The sequence below is a fragment of the Pseudomonas sp. KT_2_4 genome (assembly GCF_041410225.1).
GTDB lineage: Bacteria > Pseudomonadota > Gammaproteobacteria > Pseudomonadales > Pseudomonadaceae > Aquipseudomonas > Aquipseudomonas paracarnis.
The window spans coordinates 495,880-516,713 of the sequence record NZ_CP166962.1; the positions used below are offsets into that span (position 1 = coordinate 495,880).

The 20,834-nt window shown below is 62.8% G+C and carries 17 protein-coding genes; 2 read left to right on the forward strand and 15 right to left on the reverse strand.

What is annotated here, in order from left to right:
• Positions 1-88: 88 nt before the first annotated feature.
• The 4 genes from AB9N64_RS02215 to AB9N64_RS02230 form a co-directional block, all read right to left on the reverse strand.
• The gene (locus tag AB9N64_RS02215) at positions 89-682 is read right to left on the reverse strand and encodes a glutathione S-transferase (protein WP_003190786.1); all 594 of its coding nucleotides are present in this window, start codon (positions 680-682) and stop codon (positions 89-91) included.
• A complete protein-coding gene (locus AB9N64_RS02220; protein ID WP_371359931.1) occupies positions 679-4,317 on the reverse strand; it encodes an AAA family ATPase in 3,639 nt (1,212 codons plus the stop codon). The genes AB9N64_RS02215 and AB9N64_RS02220 overlap by 4 nt, the downstream gene beginning before the upstream one ends.
• Positions 4,314-5,555 (reverse strand): exonuclease SbcCD subunit D C-terminal domain-containing protein, encoded by a 1,242-nt coding sequence (locus AB9N64_RS02225; RefSeq protein ID WP_020301530.1) that lies wholly within the window; start codon positions 5,553-5,555, stop codon positions 4,314-4,316. The genes AB9N64_RS02220 and AB9N64_RS02225 overlap by 4 nt, the downstream gene beginning before the upstream one ends.
• 173 nt (positions 5,556-5,728) lie before the next feature.
• Positions 5,729-5,980, reverse strand: coding sequence for a DUF6124 family protein (locus AB9N64_RS02230; RefSeq protein WP_197865557.1), 252 nt, complete (start codon positions 5,978-5,980; stop codon positions 5,729-5,731).
• A 407-nt stretch (positions 5,981-6,387) separates the two neighbouring features.
• Between AB9N64_RS02230 and AB9N64_RS02235 the strand changes: the two genes are divergently transcribed.
• Positions 6,388-6,858 (forward strand): hypothetical protein, encoded by a 471-nt coding sequence (locus tag AB9N64_RS02235; protein WP_173877528.1) that lies wholly within the window; start codon positions 6,388-6,390, stop codon positions 6,856-6,858.
• Positions 6,859-7,014: 156 nt separating this feature from the next.
• On the opposite strand, the gene AB9N64_RS02240 is transcribed toward AB9N64_RS02235, so the two are convergent.
• From AB9N64_RS02240 to AB9N64_RS02290, 11 genes are all read right to left on the reverse strand, one after another.
• A complete protein-coding gene (locus AB9N64_RS02240) occupies positions 7,015-7,137 on the reverse strand; it encodes a hypothetical protein (RefSeq protein ID WP_020301528.1) in 123 nt (40 codons plus the stop codon).
• 103 nt (positions 7,138-7,240) lie between these two features.
• Positions 7,241-7,363, reverse strand: a complete 123-nt coding sequence (locus AB9N64_RS02245) for a hypothetical protein (protein WP_254989527.1) — start codon at positions 7,361-7,363, stop codon at positions 7,241-7,243.
• Positions 7,364-7,466: 103 nt separating this feature from the next.
• Complete coding sequence (locus AB9N64_RS02250; RefSeq protein ID WP_020301527.1) at positions 7,467-7,589, reverse strand: hypothetical protein; 123 nt, start codon at positions 7,587-7,589, stop codon at positions 7,467-7,469.
• A gap of 103 nt (positions 7,590-7,692) precedes the next feature.
• On the reverse strand, positions 7,693-7,815 hold the full coding sequence (locus AB9N64_RS02255) for a hypothetical protein (protein ID WP_020301528.1): 123 nt from the start codon (positions 7,813-7,815) through the stop codon (positions 7,693-7,695).
• Between the two features lie 103 nt (positions 7,816-7,918).
• On the reverse strand, positions 7,919-9,559 hold the full coding sequence (locus tag AB9N64_RS02260) for a BatD family protein (RefSeq protein WP_019820202.1): 1,641 nt from the start codon (positions 9,557-9,559) through the stop codon (positions 7,919-7,921).
• Positions 9,556-11,295: a tetratricopeptide repeat protein gene (locus AB9N64_RS02265; RefSeq protein WP_371359932.1), complete on the reverse strand. Its 1,740-nt coding sequence runs from the start codon at positions 11,293-11,295 to the stop codon at positions 9,556-9,558. Before AB9N64_RS02265 ends, AB9N64_RS02260 begins: the two co-directional genes overlap by 4 nt.
• Positions 11,292-12,380 (reverse strand): VWA domain-containing protein, encoded by a 1,089-nt coding sequence (locus tag AB9N64_RS02270; protein ID WP_122365615.1) that lies wholly within the window; start codon positions 12,378-12,380, stop codon positions 11,292-11,294. The genes AB9N64_RS02265 and AB9N64_RS02270 overlap by 4 nt, the downstream gene beginning before the upstream one ends.
• Positions 12,373-12,867 (reverse strand): DUF4381 domain-containing protein, encoded by a 495-nt coding sequence (locus AB9N64_RS02275; protein WP_371359933.1) that lies wholly within the window; start codon positions 12,865-12,867, stop codon positions 12,373-12,375. Before AB9N64_RS02275 ends, AB9N64_RS02270 begins: the two co-directional genes overlap by 8 nt.
• On the reverse strand, positions 12,864-13,796 hold the full coding sequence (locus AB9N64_RS02280) for a DUF58 domain-containing protein (protein ID WP_014718313.1): 933 nt from the start codon (positions 13,794-13,796) through the stop codon (positions 12,864-12,866). Before AB9N64_RS02280 ends, AB9N64_RS02275 begins: the two co-directional genes overlap by 4 nt.
• Positions 13,797-13,801: 5 nt before the next feature.
• Positions 13,802-14,761, reverse strand: coding sequence for a MoxR family ATPase (locus tag AB9N64_RS02285; RefSeq protein WP_020301524.1), 960 nt, complete (start codon positions 14,759-14,761; stop codon positions 13,802-13,804).
• A gap of 266 nt (positions 14,762-15,027) precedes the next feature.
• A complete protein-coding gene (locus AB9N64_RS02290; RefSeq protein ID WP_003190803.1) occupies positions 15,028-15,381 on the reverse strand; it encodes a hypothetical protein in 354 nt (117 codons plus the stop codon).
• A 482-nt stretch (positions 15,382-15,863) separates the two neighbouring features.
• Here AB9N64_RS02290 and AB9N64_RS02295 point away from each other — a divergent pair, with 482 nt between their 5' ends.
• Entirely contained in the window at positions 15,864-20,732 is a 4,869-nt protein-coding gene (locus AB9N64_RS02295; protein WP_102666842.1) for an NAD-glutamate dehydrogenase, read from the forward strand.
• The last annotated feature ends 102 nt before the right edge of the window (positions 20,733-20,834 follow it).

Sequence of the window (20,834 nt, forward strand, 5' to 3'; positions counted from 1 at the left end):
GGCTTGCCTGCGATGCGGACCACTCGGTATTGCTGATGTACCGAGTCGATGCCATCGCAGGCAAGCCAGCTCCCACATTGGATTGGCCTCAGGGTTTTGCCATCACTGCTCTAAACAACGGTGAATCCAGAAACCGCTGTAACCAGGCCTGCAAACGCCGATAGGGCGTGCCCGCAAACCACTCCCGATTCACATGGGCAAACTGGCGCACAAACGGCGCCAGCGCTGCATCTGCCAAGCTCAGGTGATCGGCGAGTAGATACTCACGGTCTGCCAGCAAATCTTCCAGCTTGCGCAAGAACACCTCGCCCTCGGCCCGATAGTGTTCCATCGGTTGCTCCGGGTAGCGCTCGGCGTACTTGTATCGATTCAAATGATGTTTGAACACCTGGTCATTTTCTTCAATCAGCGCATACACCGCCGGATCGCCCTGTAGCCGCCAGTTTTCGGGGTCGTGCTGGGCCAGCGCCCACTGCATGATCTCCAGGCTTTCTTCGATCACTCGCCCTTCGACGCTCAACACCGGCACCGTGCCCTTGGGCGACAGCGCGAGCATCTCGGCCGGCTTGGCTTTCAGGCTGACTTCGACGATGCTCACCGCAACGCCGGAATAACGCAGCGCCAGTCGCGCGCGCATTGCATAGGGGCAGCGCCGGAACGAATAAAGCAGCGCTTCGCTCACTTGACCTCCAACGTGCTCAGGCCATTGCCCTGGCGCTGGACCTGGATCTGCACCGGGATGCGTTCATGCATTTCCTGTACGTGGGAGATCACCGCCACCTTGCGACCCTGGGCCTGCAAACCATCCAGAGCGTCCATCGCCAATTGCAAGGACTCCGGATCAAGGCTGCCAAAACCTTCGTCGATAAACAGCGACTCGATCTTCAAGGTGCTCGACGCCATCGAGGCCAGCCCCAACGCCAGTGCCAACGACACCAGGAAGGTTTCGCCACCGGACAGGGAATGCACCGAGCGCAGTTCATCGCCCATCTCTGTGTCCATCACCAGCAGCCCCAGCATGCTGCCGCCGCGTTTAAGCCGGTAGCGGCGTACCAGTTGGCGCAGTTGCACGTTGGCATGGTGCACCAGCAAGTCGAGGTTGTAGGCCTGGGCGATCTTGCGGAAGGTGTCGCCGGTGGCCGAGCCGATCAGCGCATTCAGGCGTGCCCAGCGCTGCCACTGCTCGTAAGCCTTGGCAATCTGTTCGGCCAGGGCCTGGTTGGCATTCTGGCGGCGCTGGTCTTCGGACTGGCGTGCGCGCAGTTCGGCGCAGTGTTTCTCACCCTCGAGCAATTGTTGCTCAAGCGTTGCCAGGGTGGCGGCCAACTGCTCGGCCTCCAGGTTGCCATTGTGCAGGGCCTGGTGTTCGGCCAGGCGCTGTTCGCGCTCGTGCAACAGAACCTTGGCTTGCTCGACGGCCTTTTCGCTGCTGTGCAGGTGCTGGCGCAACTGCGCGACCTGGGCTTCATCAAGGGCCAACAGGCGTGCCAGGCCCTGATCATCCAGGTCTGGGTGCAGGGCGCGCCATTCGCCGATGCGTGTCGCAAGGGCTTGCTGCTCCGCCTCCAATGCCTGCTGGTGGTGCTGCTGGGCCTTGAGGTCGGCGGCCAGCTGTACCTGGGCCGTGTGCACGGCGTGCAGTTCCTGGTTGGCGTCCGTCTCGCTTTGGCGCGACTGCGTGACCGCTTGCTCCAGCTGCTGTTGCCAGTGCTCGGCGCTGGGGTGGTCCCCTAGCAAGGCGCGGAGTTTTTCCTGGACGGCGTGTTGCTGGTCGGCCAGCTCGGCGACTTGCAGATTCAAGGCGTCGAGTTGCTGCTGACGATGCTGTTGGTGGGTGTGTTGTTTCTCGATGGCCTGTTGGCGCTCCTGCTGCTCGGCCTGCTCATCGCGTTGATGGCCCAACTGCTCAAGGCGCTGGCTGACCTGCTGGTCGAGCTGCATGAAGGTCGCCGCAGGCGCGCTGCGCAAACCTTCCAGCGTTTCGCTGGGCAACAGGCTGGCGAAGGCGCTGAGTTCCGCCTCCAGGCGTTCGCGGTCGCCGGCCAGTTGCCGTTGTTGGTCCACCAGCAATTGCCGGGCTTGCTGGCTGGCGTCCTGGGCCGCTTGCAATTGTTGCTGCAAGCGCCCGGCGTTCTGTTGCAGGTTGAGCAGGGCGCCTTGGCGTTGTTCGTCCTGGCTGATGCTTTGGGTCAATTGGGCCAATTGCTGGGCCAGCCAAGGGCTGCGCTTGGCGGCGTCCTGGGCGAGCAGCGAGGCCGACAGTGGGTGGGCTTGCAGGCTCGGTGCCAAACCCTGCTGCTGCATGGCCAACTGTTCCTGTTGTTGCAGGAACTCTTTTTGCTGAGCGATCAGGCCGCCCACTTCACCGCGCAGTTCGGTAAGTTGTTCCTTGAGGCTGTCGACGGCTTTCTGCGCAGCCGCCTCTTCACTTTCATCATGGCGACCCAGGCTCTGTAGCAGAGCCTCGGGCTGGTGATAGGGGTGTTCGTGGCTACCGCACACCGGGCAGGGTTGGTCATCCTGCAACTGCTCGCGTAATTCCTCGACGCTGGCACTGCGGGCCAGGCGTTGGCGCTCAAGCAGTTGCTTGGTCACCGTCAGGGTTTGTTCGGCAACGGTGAGTTCGGCCTTGGTTTGCAGGCCGGTCTGGTTCAGTTGTTCGCGTTTTTGCGCGGCCTCGGCGAGCCTTTGCGTGAGCGCAGAGGCCTGTTGATCCAACTGTTGCTGGCTGTCCCACAAGCGGGCCAGGTCTTCGAAGGCGCGCTGTTGCTTGCGATTGTCTTGCAGCAGGCTGGCCAGTAACTGGATTTGTTCGGCCACCGCGTGCGGTTCGGCACCGGCCTCGTGGTAGAGCAAATCCAGGGCTTCGCGCTGTTGGGTGAACTGTTCAATGGCGGCGCTGGCGCGCTGTTCGAGCTGCCCCAGCTCGGCCTGGCCTTGGTTGAGGCGATTGCCGATCAACACCAACTGTTGCAGGCGGTCACGGTAGGCGTTCCAGGCATCGCTCAGCGGCGCGAGGGCGGCGCTGTGCTCAAGCTCGGTGGCTAGGCGTTGCAGGCGCTCGGTGCCTTGGGCCTGCGTGTGTTGCAAACCGTCGAGCAGGGCCTGGCCTTCGGTGCAGGCGCTTTCGTGCTGGTGTTTTTCCTCGTTGCGCTTGGCCAGTTCGCGGCTCACGTGGGCGAGGGTGTTTTGCTCTTCGATGGCCTGGCGCAGCAGGGGCGCGGCGTCGGCCTGGTGTTTCAGGGCCTCGGCCAGTGCTGCCTGGGCGGCCACTTGCTGGTGTTGCGCCTGTTCCTGGCGGGTGTGCAGGGCGGTTTGTTGCTCGAGGTGCTGGGCAATCTGCGCCGCCAGGGGCGTCAGCAAGGTGGCGAGTTCTGCCTGGCGCAGGAAGTGATGGCGTTGCGGTGCCAACTGCTCCAGAAGGCTCAGGTCCTGGCGTTGCTGACCTTGGTCGGCCCAGGTCTGCTCGTCGCGTTGCAGTTGCTCCACAGCATGCTGATGGCGCTCCTGCCATTCACGCAGCTCCTTGAGCCAGGTGTGCTGCAACTCCAGCTGCTTGAGCTGGGCTTGCTGGCTCTTGAGCTGCTGCTGGGCTTGGGCCAACTGTTGATCCAGCTCGGCGCGGGCTTCGGGGGCCAGGGGCACCACGCCGGTGGCTTGGTCCTGTAGCTGTTTGTGGGCGTCCTTGGCCTCTTTGGCCTTGTCGAACGCACGGCGGCCGAGCTGGGTGTAGAGCGCGGTGTCGGTGAGCTTTTCCAGCAGTTCGCTGCGCTCATTGTCATTGGCCTTGAGGAAGGCGCTGAACTCGCTTTGCGCCAGCAGCACCGCACGGGTGAACTGTTCGAAGTTCAGGCCCAGGGCCAATTCCAGCTGGGTCTTGTATTCGGTTTTCTGGCTGGCCAGCAGTTGGTCGCTGTCCAGGTCGATCAGGCTTTGCCGGCTGTTCTGTAACTTGCCGCTGGCCTTGTCGCGGGCGCGGTTGGCTTCCCAGCGGGCGCGGTAGCGACGGCCACTGACACCGACAAAATCCACCTCGGCATAGCCGCCGCCAGTGCCGCGGCGAATCAGGGTGCGCGGGTCGCCGATGGAAATGTCCGTGTCGGCATCCGGCATTTTGGCCTGGCCGGTATCACCCAGGCGCGGCACCGCGCCAAACAGCGCCAGGCACAACGCATCGAGCAGGGTGCTTTTCCCCGCGCCAGTCGGCCCGGTGATGGCGAACAGGCCAGCACTGGCCAGGGGCTCGGCGGTAAAGTCGATTTCGAACGGGCCCGCCAGGGAGGCGAGGTTTTTCAAGCGGATGGCGAGGATCTTCATGGCTGTTCGCCCTCCTGTTGCACTTCCTGGAGCAGCACGGCGAAGTCCTTCAAGGTCTGTTCATCCACTTCACTGCCGTAGCTGTCCTGCCAGGCGCGGCTGAACAACTCCTGGGGCGTGAGCTGGTCGAGTTCGATCAGTTGCGCATCGTCTGCCTCTGCGCTGCCGCGTGTGCCGGCATAGTCGGCGGCGATCCGCACCAGGCGCACGGCCTTGCCTTGCAGGGCGGTTTCGATCTGCTGGCGCAGGTCCGGTTGCGGCTCGTCGAGGCGCACGCGCACTTCCAGCCAAGGGTGGCGCTGGGTTTCGGCGAGCAGGTCGATGTCGGGCAGTTCACCCAGTTGCTTGAGAATATCGGCCAGGGGCGCGGCTTCCAGGCGTTGCAGGTTGACGGAGCGGGGAATCAGGATCGGTTCACAGCCCACCAGCCGTTCGCCCTGGAACGTCACGTCGAGAATCTGGTGCTTGTAGCCGATTTCGGAGAACGACAGGGGGATTGGCGAGCCGCTGTAGCGAATGCGCTCCTCGCCATTGACCTTTTGCGGCTTGTGCAAATGGCCGAGGGCCACATATGCCACGCTTCGGTCGAACAGTGTGACGGGCAGCGCCTCGGCATTACCGATGATCAGGCTGCGTTCGGAGTCTTCGGATACCGACCCACCGGCCATGTGCGCATGGCTGATGGCTATCAATGCCTGGCCTTTGTTGCGCTTGGCATTGGCGGCCGCGATCAGCCATTCATGCACTTGGCCGATGCCGCGCAGGTAATCATCGCCCAGCTGTGCGCCGGTGACTTCCGCCGGGCGCAGGAAGGGCAGCGCCAGGCACCAGGCGGCGATCTTGCCTTTGGCATTGGGCAGCGGGATCAGCAGGCGGTCGGCATCCAGTTGCCCGTCATCCAGCCACAGCACTCGGCCCAGGGCATGGGTGCGCAAGCGGCGCATCAGAGGCGCAGGCAGCTCAATGCGCGAACCGGAGTCATGGTTGCCGGCAATCATCACAATGGTCAGTGTCGGCTGTTGTTCGTGGGCGCTGATGATGAAGTCATACAAGCGCTCCTGGGCCTTGAGCGGCGGGTTGACCGTGTCGAAGATATCGCCGGCGATCAACAGCACGTCCGGGCGCTGTGCCTTGAGTTGGCCCAGCAGCCACTCAAGGAAACAAGCGTGTTCGAAGTCGCGTTCCTGGCCGTGGAGGTTTTGGCCCAAGTGCCAGTCGGAGGTATGAAACAGACGCAAGGCGAACTCCGTGGAGAAGATGAAAAGGAGGGGAGTTTACCTGTTCTGCGTACCTGCTGCTCCAGGCGACGCAGGTCAAATGTGGGAGAGGACTTGCCCTCGATGGCGCTGGGTCAGCCAGCATCCCTGGCACTGAACCACCGCCATCGGGGGCAAGCCCCCTCCCACAGGGGTTATGGGGTGTTAGTGGGGTTGGGTTGCAGGCAATCCAGCGCACGGTCGGCGAGGGTGCGGGCCATGTCGATCAGGTGAGCGGTGGAACAGGCCATGTCGCGCCGGGTGCCTTTGAGGCCCTCGGCGGTTTCGGTGGCGGTGGTGGTGGCGCAACGCAGTAGCGAGGAGATGCTGGCGATAGCGTCTTCGAAACTCAGGTCTTCGTGGGCGACGAAAATCGGAAAGGGTGGGTCGGGGATAAGTTTGTTCATGGATAAAGCTCCTGCTTGGATTGGGAGCCATTCTTTTGCCGATCTCACACGTCAAAAGGTGCAGCTATGTGCGGGGTGAGATACCGGAAAACAGGACCCGGCCAGACCGAAGTCTGCCCGCACACAGCCGCCATTGACGGTTGTAGCGCAGTGCGCCTGCTAATAACGGGATCTCACACCCGATCGCTGATAGGCAGCGACGAAGCGAAGGCTAGCCAGCGAAATGAGCAGGCGCAAGGCCAAAGGATTGTCTAGGAAACGTCCTGCAAATTAAAGGGATATGGATTGCTGGCCTTTAACAATGCATGTCGAGCGGGCGTGACGAACGAAGTGGAACCACAGGGCGAGTGGCGACCACGCACAACGTGGATTTCTCAATCAACCCCTGAATGAATCAGAGGCCCACCATGTCTTTTTCAGTAAACCCACCTTCCACTAGCGCTTTCACCGCTCTACCAGAGCAACTGGATGCTGAAAGTCGCTCAACCCAAGCTAACCATCGTCAGGCACGAAGCACTCAAACCCAGGCCAGCGCCCCGGACCTGCGCCCGTACGCAAGCGTGAGTGACCGGCAACTAATAGGGTTGATCCGCGATCACTTCCGTGAATTCGCCGCAGGGGCGACAGACAGCTATGTGAACTTCAATGAATTGAAAGAGGCCGCCGGCCTGATCGCCACCGACAGGACGTTCTCACCCGAGGCGCACCACGCGGCCAAGGAGCTACTCTCACGCCCTAAACTGCTGCGCAAGCTGGATATCGGCATCAGCTTCTTCGGTGGCCCCGGCAAGGAGGATGGCCGGTTCGATATGGATAACCTGAACTATCTGTACAAGTTCCCCCATCGGGAATGGAAGGTGCCGCGTCGTAATCACTGAGTGCAAGCAGGCGTCCGAGCAGGCGATGCAGATCAACTGTGGGAGCTGGCTTGCCTGCGATGGCGGAGTATCAGCCAGCACATCTGCCGCCTGTTACACCGCCATCGCAGGCAAGCTAGCTCCCACAGGGGTTTTGTGGTGTTGGTTGAGGCTGGGTTACTTGGGGTAGAGCGGCAGCAAGCTGGTGGTGTCGGTGGCCAGGTCTTGCTCGCGTTCGGCCACGGGGATGGCCTTGATCGCTCGCCATTGATCGTTCCCACGCTCTGCGTGGTAATGCATCCCGTGACGCTCTGCGTCACCGTTGCACAGGGCGCAAAACCTGGACGCGGAGCGTCCGGGGCGGCATTCCCACGCAGAGCGTGGGAACGAGCAGGCTCGGGGGTTACTTGGGGTAGAGCGGCGGCAAGCTGGTGGTGTCGGTGGCCGGGTCTTGCTCGCGTTCGGCCACGGGGATGGCTTTGATCGCTCGCCATTGATCGTTCCCACGCTCTGCGTGGTAATGCATCCCGTGACGCTCTGCGTCACCGTTGCACAGGGCGTAAAACCTGGACGCGGAGCGTCCGGGGCGGCATTCCCACGCAGAGCGTGGGAACGAGCAGGCTCGGGGGTTACTTGGGGTAGAGCGGCGGCAAACTGGTGGTATCAGTGGTCGGGTCTTGTTCGCGTTCGGCAACGGGGATTGCCTTGATCGCTCGCCATTGATCGTTCCCACGCTCTGCGTGGTAATGCATCCCGTGACGCTCTGCGTCACCGTTGCACAGGGCGTAAAACCTGGACGCGGAGCGTCCGGGGCGGCATTCCCACGCAGAGCGTGGGAACGAGCAGGCTCGGGGGTTACTTGGGGTAGAGCGGCAGCAAGCTGGTGGTGTCGGTGGCCAGGTCTTGCTCGCGTTCGGCCACGGGGATGGCCTTGATCGCTCGCCATTGATCGTTCCCACGCTCTGCGTGGTAATGCATCCCGTGACGCTCTGCGTCACCGTTGCACAGGGCGCAAAACCTGGACGCGGAGCGTCCGGGGCGGCATTCCCACGCAGAGCGTGGGAACGAGCAGGCTCGGGGGTTACTTGGGGTAGAGCGGCGGCAAGCTGGTGGTGTCGGTGGCCGGGTCTTGCTCGCGTTCGGCCACGGGGATGGCTTTGATCGCTCGCCACAGGTCATCACCCAACCAGTATTGACCGCTTTCGCTGTACAGCGCGCCATTCAGGCCATCCAAGGCATCTGACAGCGGCACAAACCGTGCGGCCATGTCGGCCAGGGTTTCGGGTTGTTGCCGCGCCCAGGCGTCGAGGGCCTGGCGGGTGGCGTGGGGGTCGTTGGCCTGGGTGGCGCGCTTGAGGTCGTCGAGCAGGGTGCGTGGGCTGGGACCGGTTTGCGCGGCGCGTTGTACCGCCGGTTGCCGGCGTGCGCGCCACCACAGGCCAAAGCCCAGCAGGGTGGTGCAGGCCAGTATCAGTGTGCTCAGTTGCCACAGCCACAGGCGGTCATCGTCGGGGGCGGTGATGATCGTCGGTGTCGCCGGTGTGTCCACCACCAGGCTGGGGTTCACCGCCACGTGCACGGTGCGCGCCGGCAGGCTGGTGCGTTCCAGATGATCTTCGTGAGTGTTCCACCACACCACTTCCACGGCGGGCAGTTCCAGTTCGCCGGCGCGGGTCGGCACCAGGGCTTCGCGGTCTTCACGGCTGCCGGTCAGCCCGCGGTCGCTGGTACGGTTAGCCATCACTGGTTGGTCGGGGTAGCGGCGCAGGCCGTTGACCTCGGTGCCGGGCAGCGCCGGCAGTTGTGCGCTGGACAGGCCTTCGGCCTCCACGGTAAGGCTGCGGGTCAGAGAGTCGCCGACTTGCACGTGGTCCGGCGTGGGGTTCCAGCCTTCGCTCAAGGTCAGGCTGCGCGCGGGCAACCAGGGGGTGTCGGCGGGGTAGGCGTCCGGTTTGGGTTTGACCGTCAAGGGCAGGGGCGCTGAGCTAACGTGAATCATCTTGCCCGGCTTGGTGCCCTGCAGGGTGTTTTCCTGGGGCGGTCGCGATTCCACCAGGGTAGCGCTGAAGGTCTGCGCCGGAATCACCACAGCGCCGCTGTGTTGCGGGTAGAGGGCGTAGCGGGTTTCGATCACGCCATGGCGAATGCTGTTGATGACCTTTTCATAGGTGCGTGATTCGCCCAGTTGTTCGACACGTGCATCCGGTATCTGCAAGGGCGTGAGGCTGCTGTCGTCATACAGCGACACCGAGTGGTAGACGCGCACGGTCAACAGGGCCTGGGCCTGCACGTACACGCTGGTCTGGTCGAGGCTGGCTTCGATGAACACCGGGGCCAGTTCGGCGCTGGTGTTCTGGCTGGCGCTTTCCACCACTTGCAGGGTGATCGGCTGGGTCTTGAGTGCGCCCACCTGCAGCGGCGGGATCACCACGTTGCCGTTTACCTTGGGCAACAGGGTGATGATCCAGCGGGTGGTGGCGTGGTTGTCGCCGTCCAGCGTGGTGAGTTGGTTGATCTGGCGGGTGCCGCTGACTTCGAACTGCGCGTCCAGGGGCGACAGGTCCGGTTTGCCAAACTGGGTTACATCACTGGATTGCACCGTCAGCTCCACCGTTTCCCCGGAGTTGAGGCGGCTGCGGTCTACGCTGGCGACCAGGTCCGCCGCCTGGGCGTGGCCTGCCGACAACGCGAGCAGGAGCAAAAGGGTAGTGCGGCGGCTCATCGAGTGGTGTCCTGATGTTGTTGCTGTTCGTACCAGAATTTGCGGCGCAACAGCTCGCCGGGGTTGTCCGGGATTTCCTGCAACCATTGCTCCAGCGCTTGGCGGCGCTCGCCTTCCAGGCGCGTGTCGGCAGGGCGCAGTGGCGGCGTGGTGGTTTGCTCGTCACCCAGTTCGCTGCCTGGCACTTCATTGCCACCGGCCTGTGGCGGGGCGTTGGCCTGGGTCTCACCCGTGCCGGCTTCGCCCTGGCCGTGGGACGATTGCTCGCCGCCCTGGGCCGTTTGCGCGCTGGTGCCCGGTTGCGCAGTTTGGCCGGGTTGGGCGGTTTCGTCATCTGCGTTTTTTGCGGGCGGGTCCGGCTCGGGCTGCGCTTGCTCCTGCATCAGCGCTTCAACCAGGGCTTTGTTTTTCAGCGCGGGCTGCAAATCGGGCTGGGCTTCCAGGGCTTGTTCATACGCATCAAGGGCCGCTTCAAGTTCACCGGCCTTGGCCAGGGCATTGCCGCGGTTGTAGTGAGAATAGGCGTCGCTGCCTTGGGCAAACCGCTTGATGGCCTCGGCGTAATTGCCGGCTTCATACAGCGCCACGCCTTGCCATTGTGGGTCCTGGAAGTGTTCGGCGGCTTCGGCCGGGCGTTTGTGCTTGAGCAGGTACTGGCCTTGTTGGTCGGGGCGCAGCCACAGGTCCTGCAGCCCAAAGGCGTAGCTGGGTTGCGGCACGCCCATCAGCAACAAGGGCAGGCAGAACAGCCAGCCGCGACGCCCGGCGCACGCGGCCAGCAGCAACAACGGCAAGAGCAGCCAGTAACCCTGGTCGGCCCAGCTGTCCAGGCGCAGCCGTTGGCCGTCGTCGCGCAGGGCTTGAGCGCTGTCGAGCATGCCGAGTTGGCGCAGGTCCTTGTCATCCAGGCGTGCCGCACGGTAGCGGCCGCCCATTTCGCTGGCGAACGCCTTGAGGGTCGGGCTGTCGAGACGCGGCACCAGGATCGCGCCCTGGTCGTCCTTGAGGAATTCGCCGCTCTCCTGCGTCACCGGCGTGCCTTCGCGACTGCCGATGCCGAGGATCGACAACGTTGGAGCCTGGGCACTTTGCAGTTGCAGGCGGATGCCTTGGCGCTCTTGTTTGGACAGTGAGGAACCGACCAGCAGTAGGCGCCCCTGGCCGAGGCCGCCTTGCTTGAGCAGGCCCAGGGCTTTTTCCACGGCCAGATCGGCACGATGGCCGGGCTCGGGCATGATCGATGGGCGCAGGGCTTCCAACAGGTTGCGGCTGGTAGCCAGGTCATCGGACAGCGGCACCAAGGTATGGGCGCTGCCGGCATACACGATGATGGCTGTTTGAGCATCGGTGCGTGCTTGCAGCAAGTCATACAGCTTGCGCCGCGCCTGTTCCAGGCGGTTGGGCGGGCTGTCGGTGGCGAGCATTTCCGGGGTCAGTTCCAGCAGCACCACCAGGGGGTCGGAAGGTTTCTGGCTGGCCTGTTCAACCCGTTGCCAACTGGGGCCCAGCAACGCGAGCACGGCCAACAGCCAGGCGATGCCGAGCACCACCCATGGCGATCTACTCTCGCGGCCATTGCCACCACTGAGCAACTCGGCATGGAACGCCGGCGGCAGGATCATCTGCCAGCGCCCGGCGCGCTTTTGCCGATGCCATAGCTGCCACAGCAACCAGCCAAGCAGGGGCAGCAGCAATAGCCACCAGGGGCGCAACCAGTGCGGCCACAGCGCGATCATCGACGCCTCCGCAAGCGCAGGCGCTGTAGGCGCTGGCGCCATTCAGGGTGTTGCTGCAAAAAGATGCCCCTGCTCGATAGCCTATTGAAGGCTCGTTGCAAAGCGTTGTTCGGCCAGCGTTCCTGGATCACCAGCAGCAGGCTCAACACCAACGCCAAGGCCAACGGGCCGCTGTACAGCGCCTGGGCCGGGCGGGCCTGGGTGGGTTGTTGTTCCACGGGCTCGAGGGTGTCGAGGGTGTCCTTGATCTTCAGCAGTTCCTCGCCGTCCCGGGCGCGGAAATACTGGCCGCCGGTGGCCTCGGCCAGTGCCTTGAGCGCCGGTTCGTCGAGGTCCAGGCTCGGGTTTACGCCAAGGATGCCCAGGGAGCCGGTTTGCTCGGGGTCGGCACCGATGCCGATGGGGTAGATTTTTACGCCTTCCTCGGCCGCCAGGCGCGCGGCGGTCAACGGGTCGATCTGCCCGGCGTTGTTGGCGCCGTCGGTGACCAGGATCAGCACACGGCTTTGCGCCGGGCGTTGGCGCAGACGCTTGAGGGCCAGGCCGATGGCGTCGCCGATGGCGGTGTTCTTGCCGGCAATGCCGATGCGCGCTTCATCCAGCCAGGTGCGCACGGTGCGGCGGTCAAAGGTCAGGGGCGCTTGCAGGTAGGCTTGGCTGCCGAACAGGATCAGGCCCACGCGGTCACCTTCACGCTCCTCCAGAAAGTCTCCCAGCAGGTGCTTGACCAGGGCCAGGCGGCTGACGTCTTCGTCCTGCCAATGCATGTCGGGAAAGTCCATGGAGCCGGAGACATCCACCGCCACCAGCAAATCCCGGCCGCTGGCAGCAATCGGCAAGGGTTCGCCCAGCCATTGCGGGCGGGCGGCGGCGGTCAACAGCAGCAGCCACAGCACCACGAATGGGGCTTGCTGGCGCCAGCCGGGCAGGTTGACCCGGGCACGACGGCGGGCCAAGCCTTCCAGGTCACTGAGGTAACTGACTTTGAGCGCCGGTTCGCCGCTGTCGGCCACGGGCAGCACCAGGCGCATGATCCAGGGCAGTGGCAACAGGACGAAGATCCACGGCCAGGCGAACTCAAACATGTTTGCGAATCCAGGTGTCGACGGCTTGGGTAAGACCGGCGATGGCTTTGTCGTCGAGCTTGCATTCGGGCTTGTAGGCGCCTTCCACCAACACCATCCAGCGCGTCAGGCCGGCGGCGGGGCAGCGGTTATCCAGGAAGGCCAGCCATTTGCGCCCGTTGAGGGTGTGGCTCTGGCTATAAGGGTAGTCGTTACGGCAAAGGCGCTTGAGCAGGCCGTTGAGTTGCTGCAACCAGGCGCCCGCTGGCGCTCCGTCGTAGGGCTTGGGCATCAACGCCAACTCGGCCAGGGCGGCGATACGCAACGGGTCCAGCGGTTGTTCGGCACGGGCCACGGGGCGGCGGGCCGGCAGGAAACGACGCAGCCACCACAAGCCCCAACTGAGCAGTGGGATCACCAGCAGCAACAGCCACCAGCCCGGCGCAGGTGGCCAGAAGCCAATGGCGGGCGGGGCAATCAGCGGTTGCAGTTGGTCCAGGCTGCTCATGGTTTTTTAACCGGGCGTTGCGGGTTGAGGTATTCGCGCAGTTGCTCGACCATTTCACTCTGGGTGCTCAAGGGCATCAACAACAGCCGCAGTTTCTGCGCGAGCAGTTCCCAGCGGGCGATACGCGCTTCGGCTTGGGCCTTGTAGGCCTGGCGCAGGTCGATGTTCAGTGTGTCCAGTTCCAGTTGCGCACCTCTTTGTGCGAAACGCAGCAGCCCGGCGGCGGGCAGGGCGTGGTCCAACGGGTCGGAGATTGGCAACAACAGCAGGTCGCAATGGCGCGCCAGCAGGCTCAGCTGTTGCTCGGCGCCTTCGGTGAGGGCGCGTTCATCACAGATCACCACCACCAGGCTGCCCGGGCGCAGTACCTCGCGGCCACGGCGCAAGGCCATGCCCAGGGCATCCGCTTCCGGCTGACGCTCGGTATCCAGGCTCTGGTTGACCCGCACCAGCCGGTTAAGCAGTTGCAATAGGCTTTGCTTGCTGCGCCGTGGCTTGATCTCGTAGTGCTCATTGTCGCCGAACACCAGCCCGCCCACCCGGTCGTTATGGCCCAGGGCGGCCCAGCCGATCAGGCTGGCGGCCTGGGCGGCGAGCACCGACTTGAACATTTGCCCCGAGCCGAAAAACAGCCGGCAACTTTGCTCGACCATGATGAAAATCGGCCGTTCGCGCTCTTCGTGGAACAGCTTGGTGTGCGGCTCCTGGGTACGCGCCGTCACGCGCCAGTCGATGGTGCGCACGTCGTCGCCGGCCTGGTACACGCGCACCTGGTCGAAATCGACGCCACGCCCGCGCAGCTTGGAGTGATGCAGGCCCACCAGCGGGCTACGCTGGCCAGGCGTGGAGAACAACTGCACTTCACGCACGCGGTGGCGCATCTCAATCAATTCACTGAGGGTTACGCGGATACCATCGCTTGCGTTCATCGACTTCAAGCGACGGCAACGACGTCGAGAATGCGTTGCACCACGCGGTCCTGGTCGACACCGGCGGCTTCGGCCTCGAACGACAGGATGATGCGGTGACGCAGCACGTCGAACAGCACCGCCTGGATATCTTCCGGGCTGACAAAATCGCGACCGGCCAACCAGGCATGGGCTCGGGCACAACGGTCCAGGGCGATGGAACCACGGGGGCTGGCGCCATAGGCGATCCACTCGGCCATTTCCGGGTCGAACTTGGCAGGGGTGCGCGTGGCCATCACCAGTTGCACCAGATATTCCTCCACGGCATCGGCCATGTACAGGCCGAGGATTTCCTTACGCGCAGCAAAGATGGCCTGCTGACTGACCCGGCGCTCGGGCTTGGTTTCGCCATTGAGTGCTTCGCCGCGGGCTTGCTGCAGGATGCGGCGCTCGACGGCGGCGTCCGGGAAGCCGATCTTGACGTGCATCAGGAACCGGTCGAGCTGCGCTTCGGGCAGCGGGTAGGTGCCTTCCTGTTCGATGGGGTTCTGCGTGGCCATCACCAAAAACAGCGGCGACAGCTCATAGGTGCTGCGGCCTACGCTGACCTGACGCTCGGCCATCGCCTCCAGCAAGGCCGACTGGACCTTGGCCGGGGCACGGTTGATTTCGTCGGCCAGTACCAGATTGTGGAAGATCGGCCCCTGCTGGAATACGAAACTGCCGGTTTCCGGGCGATAGATCTCAGTGCCGGTGATGTCGGCGGGCAGCAGGTCGGGGGTGAACTGAATACGATGGAACTGCGCTTCGATCCCTTCGGCCAACTCCTTGATCGCCTTGGTCTTGGCCAGCCCCGGTGCGCCTTCGACCAGCATATGGCCGTCGGCGAGCAGGGCGATCAGCAGGCGATCGATGAGTTTTTCCTGGCCGAGAATCTGCGTAGAAAGAAAGGTTCGCAGCGCAAGCAGCGCTTCACGATGTTCCATCGATGACGGTTCCTGGAAAGATGAGCCTGGGTGTTGTGACAGAACACCGGGCCTGGGGCGTTTACTTTAATGCATCGCGGGGTGCGGCGACTAACGGCTTGATGGGTATTTTTAGCAAAACCCATGGGATAGCAAGCGTCTGGGCTGGTAAAGCACGGTCACTGTGGGAGCTGGCTTGCCTGCGATGGCCTCAACTCGGTCTGGCTGAAAGACCCCACCGCCTGCATCGCAGGCAAGCCAGCTCCCACATGGGGTCTTCGGTGCATTCAGATCCGAATGAACGTGCCGGTGCCTGTGAGGATGTTCTGCAGCGTTTCCTGCACTTCGGCCATGTCTGCCGCAGCGGTGCTGTGGGTGATCTCCAACTGGTCCTTGCCGCCCAGGGCATCGGCATCGCCGGCCGCCAGTTCGATCAATAAGGTGGTGTCGCCCAACGTCACTTTCAGCCCATCGAGGGTCGAAGGCTCGTAATCCCAGGTCAGCTCCACTTCATCTTCATCCGGGTAACGGGTGAGCATGAACATTTCGCCGTTCTTGCCGTGACAGCAAAGCATGGCCATGTTGTCTTCTTCGTCGTCGCACGGAGTGGCCATCAGGGCGTCGGTTTTCAGCTGCAGCATGGGGCAATCCTGTGTTGGGGAGGGCAATTGTGCCACTGCGGCGAATTTTGTGCTTCATCCTGTGTCGGAACTTGTGCATGACCTGACGGGCCGGATCGGTCATTTCTGGTACTGATGGTGTGCAAAGTAGCAAGATTTTCTACCGAAAATCCGAGGTTGCCCAAGTTGCAACCGACACCCTGCTTACCGATGACCGAATATGTCGCAGCGTCGCAAGCAGCGTTCTTCCTACACTCGTTAAGCTGCGCAACGGATGTGCCCTGTGCCAGGCGCCTGACCTGCCCGTCGTATCGTCATCTGGCCAACGGCATGCCGTATGGAAGTTGTATGTGACCTGACTGTCCTGTCCAGCTTCACCCACCTGTCACCCTGATTCGTTTATGGTGCTTGTCAGCACACCAGCGAACAGAGCTGACGGTCTCCCCGCAAGGGGATAACACGCGACGCTTTCATCAATAACAAGCCCAAGCGGAGTACCACAGATGGCGTTCTTCACCGCAGCCAGCAAGGCCGACTTCCAGCACCAACTGCAAGCGGCACTGGCGCAGCACATCAGCGAACAGGCACTGCCACAAGTGGCGCTGTTCGCTGAGCAATTCTTCGGCATCATTTCTCTGGACGAACTGACCCAGCGTCGCCTTTCCGACCTGGCCGGTTGCACCCTGTCTGCCTGGCGCCTGCTTGAGCGCTTTGATCACACCCAACCGCAAGTGCGGGTCTACAACCCCGATTATGAGCGTCATGGCTGGCAATCGACGCATACTGCGGTCGAAGTGCTGCACCATGACCTGCCCTTTCTGGTCGACTCGGTACGCACCGAGCTGAATCGCCGTGGCTACAGCATCCATACCCTGCAAACCACCGTGCTCAGCGTGCGTCGTGGCAACAAGGGCGAGCTGCTGGAAATCCTGCCCAAGGGCACCCAGGGCGACGGCATCCTGCAAGAATCGCTGATGTACCTGGAGATCGACCGCTGCGCCAACGCCGCCGAACTGAACGTGCTGAGCAAAGAGCTTGAGCAGGTGCTGGGCGAAGTACGCGTGGCCGTGGCCGATTTCGAACCGATGAAAGCCAAGGTCCAGGACCTGCTCGCCGGTATCGACGCCAGCGCGTTCGCCATCGACGGCGAAGAAAAAGCCGAGATCAAGAACTTCCTCGAATGGCTGGTGGGCAACCACTTCACCTTCCTGGGCTACGAAGAGTTCGTGGTACGTGACGAGGCGGACGGCGGTCATATCGAATATGACGCCAGCTCCTTCCTCGGTCTGACCAAGCTGCTGCGCGCCGGCCTCACCGCCGAAGACCTGCGCATCGAGGACTACGCGGTGGCCTACCTGCGCGAGCCGACCGTACTGTCGTTCGCCAAGGCCGCCCACCCAAGCCGCGTGCACCGTCCGGCCTACCCGGACTACGTGTCGATCCGTGAGATCAGCGCCGACGGCAAGGTCATCAAGGAACACCGTTTCATGGGCCTGTACACCTCCTCGGTGTACGGCGAAAGCGTGCGGGTGATCCCTTACATCCGCCGCAAGGTCGCGGAAATCGAACGTCGTTCGGGCTTCCAGGCCAAGGCGCACCTGGGTAAAGAACTTGCCCAGGTGGTGGAAGTATTGCCCCGTGACGACCTGTTCCAGACTCCAGTCGACGAGCTGTTCAGCACCGTGATGTCCATCGTGCAGATCCAGGAACGCAACAAGATCCGCGTGTTCCTGCGCAAAGACCCCTACGGTCGTTTCTGCTACTGCCTGGCGTACGTGCCACGCGACATCTACTCCACCGAAGTGCGCCAGAAGATCCAGCAAGTGCTGATGGACCGTCTGAAAGCCTCGGACTGCGAGTTCTGGACCTTCTTCTCCGAGTCCGTCCTTGCCCGTGTGCAACTGATTCTGCGAGTTGACCCGAAGAACCGCCTGGACATCGACCCGCTGCAACTGGAAAAAGAAGTGGTGCAGGCCTGCCGCAGCTGGCAGGACGACTACGCCAGTCTGGTCGTGGAAAGCTTCGGCGAAGCCCAGGGCACCAACGTGCTGGCGGATTTCCCTAAGGGCTTCCCGGCCGGCTACCGCGAGCGTTTCGCTGCGCATTCGGCTGTGGTCGACATGCAGCACCTCAACAGCCTGACCGAAGCCAACCCGCTGGTGATGAGCTTCTATCAGCCGCTGGGCCAGGTCTCCGGTCAGCGTGAGCTGCATTGCAAGCTCTACCACGCTGACACCCCGCTGGCGCTGTCCGACGTACTGCCGATCCTGGAAAACCTCGGCCTGCGCGTGCTGGGCGAGTTTCCGTATCGCCTGCGTCATGCCAATGGCCGGGAGTTCTGGATTCATGACTTTGCGTTCATCGCCGCCGAAGGCGTGAACCTGGATATCCAACAGCTCAACGACACCCTGCAGGATGCGTTCGTGCACATCGTGCATGGCGATGCCGAGAACGATGCGTTCAACCGCCTGGTCCTCACCGCCGGCCTGCCATGGCGCGACGTGGCGCTGCTGCGTGCCTATGCCCGTTACCTGAAGCAGATTCGCCTGGGCTTCGACCTGGGTTACATCGCCAGCACCCTGAACAACCACACCGACATCGCCCGCGAGTTGACCCGGCTGTTCAAGACCCGCTTCTACCTGGCGCGCAAGCTCACTGCCGACGACCTGGAAGACAAGCAGCAACGCCTGGAACAAGCGATTCTCACGGCTCTGGACGACGTTCAGGTGCTCAACGAAGACCGCATCCTGCGTCGCTACCTGGACCTGATCAAGGCCACCCTGCGCACCAACTTCTACCAGACCGATGCCAACGGCCAGAACAAGTCGTACTTCAGCTTCAAGTTCGACCCGCGTGCCATCCCCGAGCTGCCCAAGCCAGTGCCGAAGTTTGAAATCTTCGTGTACTCGCCACGGGTCGAGGGCGTGCACCTGCGCTTCGGCAACGTCGCTCGTGGCGGCCTGCGCTGGTCTGACCGTGAAGAAGACTTCCGCACCGAAGTGCTTGGCCTGGTAAAAGCCCAGCAAGTGAAGAACTCGGTAATCGTGCCGGTGGGCGCCAAGGGCGGCTTCCTGCCGCGTCGCCTGCCATTGGGCGGCAGCCGGGACGAGATCGCGGCCGAAGGCATCGCCTGCTACCGCATCTTCATCTCCGGCCTGTTGGACATCACCGACAACCTGAAAGACGGCGCCCTGGTGCCGCCGGCCAACGTCGTGCGTCATGACGACGATGACCCGTACCTGGTGGTGGCGGCGGACAAGGGCACTGCGACCTTCTCCGACATCGCCAACGGCATTGCCATCGACTATGGCTTCTGGCTGGGCGATGCGTTCGCCTCCGGTGGTTCGGCTGGTTACGACCACAAGAAAATGGGCATCACCGCCAAGGGCGCATGGGTAGGTGTACAGCGTCACTTCCGTGAGCGCGGCATCAACGTGCAGGAAGACAGCATCACTGTGGTAGGCGTCGGCGATATGGCCGGTGACGTGTTCGGTAACGGCTTGTTGATGTCGGACAAACTGCAACTGGTCGCAGCCTTCAACCACCTGCATATCTTCGTCGACCCGAACCCGAACCCGGCCACCAGCTTCGTCGAGCGCAAGCGTTTGTTCGAGCTGCCGCGTTCGGCCTGGACCGACTACGACACCAGCATCATGTCTGAAGGTGGCGGTATCTTCTCGCGCAGCGCGAAAAGCATTGCCATCTCGCCACAGATGAAAGAACGCTTCGACATCCAGGCCGACAAGCTGACCCCGACCGAACTGCTCAACGCCTTGCTCAAGGCACCGGTGGACCTGTTGTGGAACGGCGGTATCGGTACCTACGTCAAGGCCAGCACCGAAAGCCATGCCGACGTGGGCGACAAGGCCAACGACGCACTGCGCGTGAACGGCAACGAACTGCGCTGCAAGGTGGTGGGCGAGGGCGGCAACCTGGGCATGACCCAACTGGGCCGTGTGGAATTCGGTCTCAATGGCGGCGGTTCCAACACCGACTTCATCGACAACGCCGGTGGCGTGGATTGCTCCGACCACGAAGTGAACATCAAGATCCTGCTCAACGAAGTGGTGCAGGCCGGTGACATGACCGACAAGCAGCGCAACCAACTGCTGGCGAGCATGACCGACGAAGTTGGCAACCTGGTGTTGGGCAACAACTACAAGCAGACCCAGGCCCTGTCCCTGGCCGCGCGCAAGGCTTACGAGCGTGCTGCCGAGTACAAGCGCCTGATGAGCGACCTGGAAGGCCGTGGCAAGCTGGACCGTGCCATCGAGTACCTGCCGACCGAGGAACAGCTTACTGAACGCGCCTCTGCCGGCAAGGGCCTGACCCGCCCGGAACTGTCGGTACTGATCTCGTACAGCAAGATCGACCTCAAGGAAGCATTGCTCAAGTCGCTGGTACCGGATGATGAGTACCTGACCCGTGACATGGAGACCGCGTTCCCACCGAGCCTGGTGGCCAAGTTCGGCGAAGCCATGCGTCGCCATCGTCTGAAGCGCGAGATCGTCAGCACCCAGATCGCCAACGACCTGGTCAACCACATGGGTATCACCTTCGTGCAGCGACTCAAAGAGTCGACCGGCATGAGCCCAGCGAACGTGGCGGGCGCGTATGTGATCGTGCGGGACATCTTCCATCTCCCGCACTGGTTCCGTCAGATTGAAGCCCTGGACCACCAGGTTTCCGCTGACGTGCAACTGGAGCTCATGGATGAACTGATGCGCCTGGGCCGTCGTGCTACGCGCTGGTTCTTGCGCAGCCGTCGCAACGAGCAAGACGCCGGGCGCGACACCGCGCACTTCGGTCCGCACCTGGCGGCGCTGGGCCTCAAGCTCGACGAACTGCTGGAAGGCCCGACCCGCGAAGGCTGGCAGAACCGCTACCAGGCCTATACCCAGGCCGGCGTACCAGAGTTGTTGGCGCGCATGGTTGCAGGCACTACCCACCTGTACACCTTGCTGCCGATCATCGAAGCTGCCGACGTGACCGGGCATGACGCCGCCGAAGTGGCCAAGGCCTACTTCGCCGTCGGCAGCGCCCTGGACCTGCCTTGGTACCTGCAGCAGATCAGCGATCTGCCAGTGGCCAACAACTGGCAAGCCCAGGCCCGCGAAGCCTTCCGCGACGACGTGGACTGGCAGCAACGGGCGATCACCATTTCGGTCCTGCAAATGGCCGATGCGCCACAAGACATGGAAGCCCGCGTGGCCCTGTGGCTTGAGCAGCATCAGGACATGGCGGATCGCTGGCGTGCCATGATGGTGGAAATTCGTGCCGCAGTGGGCACGGACTACGCCATGTACGCGGTGGCCAACCGTGAGTTGCTGGACCTGGCGTTGAGCGGTCAGTCGGTGGTGCAACCGGCTTGATGCCTCGCTAAACCAAAAGCCCCCGCATCGTGAGATGCGGGGGCTTTTTTATTTGATCTGGAATGCGATCAATGTGGGAGCAGGCAATCTAGCTCCCACAGT